The following is a 3,302-nucleotide window of genomic DNA, read 5'->3' on the forward strand; positions in this document are numbered from 1 at the left end:
GACGGAGCCGGCGGAGTCCTGCTCAAAAAAGACGCGGCTGAACCGCGCTTTTTGATGACGCAGCTTAAAAGCTACGGCGAGCTGGGCCACTTCCTGTCGGCCGGCCGGACAGAAACGGCGCCGTTTCCAGGACCGGTCACGGGCCTGACGCCTTTCAGGATGAACGGGCGCGAGGTTTACAAGTTTGCCACGCACAAGGTGCCGGAGCTGATCGAATCCTGCTGCGCGGCCAGCGGGCTGGAACTCGGCGAGATCGACCACTTCCTCTTGCACCAGGCCAACTACCGCATCATCAAGCAGGTTGCCAAGCGGCTGGGCCTGCCGGAAGAGAAGTTTCCCTGCAACATTGCCGAATATGGCAACACCTCCGCGGCCAGCGAAGCGATTTTGCTGGCTGAACAGGTGGAGCAGGGCAAAGTCAAACCCGGCGATTTGCTCGTTTTGGCTGGCTTTGGGGGCGGCCTGACGGCTGCCGCCATGATTGTCAGATTGTAAAAAAAGCAAGATAGATTTTTTCAAGGAGAATACAAATGTCAGAAGCAGAAATTTTTGAAGCAGTAAAGAAGATCGCCGTTGAAGAACTGGACGTTGAAGAAGACCAAGTGACCATGGACGCCAACATCAAAGACGACCTGGAAGCCGACAGCCTGGACTTGTTTGAAATCGTCAACGAACTGGAAGACCAGTACGACATCGAACTGGACGCTGACGAAAGCACGCAGACGGTGGCTGACGTGGTTGCCCTGGTGCAAAAGCAGCTGGCCGCAAAGGACTAGAGCATGAAGTTCGGAATTCTTTTCAGCGGGCAGGGCGCGCAGACCGCCGGCATGGGGCTGGACTTTCTGGCCGATCCCCTGTTTAAGGAAACGACTGACCAGGCCAGTCAAGCCTGCGGGCTTGATTTGCCCGCGATCTGGCAAAACCGGCAAGGCGAGCTGGATGAGACCCGCTACGTGCAGCCGGCCTTGGTAGCTTTTGAATACGGCGTCTGGCGCCTGCTTGAACGCGACACCGATTTACCAATTTGCGGCATGGCCGGCTTGTCTTTGGGCGAATACGGGGCCTTGCTGGCCAGCGGATACTTGTCCTGGCCCAGCGGCCTTGAACTGGTCAAAGACCGGGGCGAGTACATGCAGCTTGATTCAGAAAAAGTTGCCAGCGGCATGCTGGCGCTGGTCAAGCCGAAGCTGCCGGAACTGGAAGAATTCCTGCGGCAAAAGCAGGAAGCGGGCAGCCGGGTATATCTGGCCAACTACAATTCACCCAAGCAGGTCGTTTTGGCCGGGGTGCAGGCAGAGCTGCCAGAAATCAGCCAGGAAATCACCAGTTTGCAGCTGGCGAAGAGAGCAATTTCCTTGCCGGTTGCCGGCGCCTTTCACACCCCCCTTTACCAAGAAGCCAGCCGCAAAATGCACGAGCGCTTGCAAGGCGAGCCCTTTGCCAGCGGCAAGCATCCGGTCATCAGCAATACGACCAAGCAGGCCTTCAGCCAGGAAAAGCTGGCGGAAATCCTGGAAGTGCAGCTGATGCAGCCGACGCATTTTGCCGCCTGCGTTCAAGAGCTTTTAAACAGGGGAATGACGGCCAGCCTGGAGATTGGTCCGGGCCATGCGCTGTCGTCCTTTGCCAAGCAGACCGACCGGAAGCTGCAGGGCTGGCAGATCGGCAGCCTGGAGGAATATCAGCAGTTTGTAGAGGATTACCAAAATGGATTTGAAGAATAAACGGGTTTTGATCACCGGCTCGACTCAAGGAATCGGCGCCGCGACTGCCTTGGCTTTTGCCAAGCGGGGCTGCCAGGTTCTCTTGAACGGCCGCCGGCCAGAATTGCCGGCCGCGCTGGCGAAAGAGCTGGAAGAAAGCGGCGCAAAATTCCAGTATTTTTCCGCTGATGTCAGTGATGAAGCCGCGGTCAAGCAGCTTTTCAAGGAGGTCGGCGACGTTGACATCGTGGTCAACAACGCCGGCATCACCCGTGACCAAATCTTGATCGGCATGAAGCTGGCCGATTTTGATCAAGTCATCCGGGTCAACCTGCGGGGCAGCTTCATGGTGCTGCAAAAGGCCCTAAAGAAGATGCTCAAGAAGCGGTCCGGGGTCATCATCAACATGGCCAGCGTCGTTGGCCAGCATGGCAATGCCGGTCAGGCCAACTATGCCGCTTCCAAAGCCGGCGTGATAGCCTTGACCCAGACAGCGGCCAAGGAAGCCGCCCAAAGAGGCGTCAGAGTGAACGCAATCGCGCCGGGGATGATTGCCAGTGAAATGACCGCGGTCTTGGCTGATGAAGTCAAGGAAGCCGCCTTAAAGCAGATTCCTTTGGCCCGTTTCGGCCAAGCCGGTGAAGTAGCGCAAGCAGCCGTTTTCTTAGCTGAAAATGACTATGTTACCGGTCAGACCATCGTCGTTGACGGGGGAATGACCATTTAGGAGACGATATGCGAGTAGTAGTTACAGGCATGGGGGCTGTTAGCCCGAACGGCAATGGTTACCAGGCCTTTGTTGAAAACAGTTTGCAGGGCGTGGTCGGCATCAAGCCGATCAGCAAATTCGATGCCACTGACACCGGGATCAGCGTGGCCGGCGAAATCGATGACTTTGACGTCAGCCAGGTTGTCGGCAAGAAAAACGGCAAACGGATGGATCTGTACTCACAGTATGCCGTCCAGGCCTGCCAGGAAGCTTATGATATGGCGGGCTTGAGCGCTGAGGCGGTTGAACCGGAAGAACTGGGCGTGATTTTTGGCTCAGGGATCGGCGGTTTGACCACGATTGAAGAGCAGGTCATCAAGATGCATGACAAAGGGGCCAAGCGGGTTTCTCCCTTCTTTATCCCGATGGCCATCGCCAACATGGCGGCCGGCAATATATCCATCCGCTTCAATGCCAAAAACATCTCGACTTCAGTAGTCACCGCGTGTGCTACCGGGACCAACTCCATTGGCGAAGCCTACCGGCAGATCAAGGAAGGCCGGGCACAAGTGATGATCGCCGGCGGCAGCGAGGCCAGCGTCAACGAAACCGCGATTTCCGGTTTTGCCGCGCTGACGGCTCTGTCGACCAGCACTGATCCGCTGCGGGCATCCCTGCCGTTTGACGAAAGCCGGCACGGCTTCGTGCTCGGCGAAGGCGCCGGGGCCATGATCCTGGAAAGCCTGGAGCACGCGCAAAAGCGGGGCGCGAAGATCCTCGCGGAAATCGTCGGCTACGGCGCCACCAGTGACGCCTACCACATCACCAGTCCCGACCCGACTGGGGCAGGAGCAGCCCGGGCAATGCAGCTGGCCGTTGCAGAAGCCGGG

5 protein-coding genes are annotated in these 3,302 nt (G+C 57.6%); all 5 read left to right on the forward strand.

The window, feature by feature from the left end; translation table 11 throughout:
* Positions 1 to 495, forward strand: a 495-nt coding sequence (locus lacNas_RS08760; protein WP_280515440.1) for a 3-oxoacyl-[acyl-carrier-protein] synthase III C-terminal domain-containing protein, incomplete at its 5' end; no start/stop codon positions are given.
* A 35-nt stretch (positions 496 to 530) separates the two neighbouring features.
* On the forward strand, positions 531 to 776 hold the full coding sequence (locus lacNas_RS08765) for an acyl carrier protein (RefSeq protein ID WP_201330584.1): 246 nt from the start codon (positions 531 to 533) through the stop codon (positions 774 to 776).
* A gap of 3 nt (positions 777 to 779) precedes the next feature.
* The gene (locus tag lacNas_RS08770; protein WP_201330585.1) at positions 780 to 1,724 is read left to right on the forward strand and encodes an ACP S-malonyltransferase; all 945 of its coding nucleotides are present in this window, start codon (positions 780 to 782) and stop codon (positions 1,722 to 1,724) included.
* On the forward strand, positions 1,708 to 2,430 hold the full coding sequence (locus lacNas_RS08775) for a 3-oxoacyl-ACP reductase family protein (RefSeq protein ID WP_201330586.1): 723 nt from the start codon (positions 1,708 to 1,710) through the stop codon (positions 2,428 to 2,430). Before lacNas_RS08770 ends, lacNas_RS08775 begins: the two co-directional genes overlap by 17 nt.
* An 8-nt stretch (positions 2,431 to 2,438) precedes the next feature.
* A partial coding sequence (locus tag lacNas_RS08780; protein ID WP_201346781.1) for a beta-ketoacyl synthase N-terminal-like domain-containing protein occupies positions 2,439 to 3,302 on the forward strand: 864 nt, incomplete at its 3' end.

Source organism: Lactobacillus nasalidis, from assembly GCF_016587775.1.
GTDB lineage: Bacteria > Bacillota > Bacilli > Lactobacillales > Lactobacillaceae > Lactobacillus > Lactobacillus nasalidis.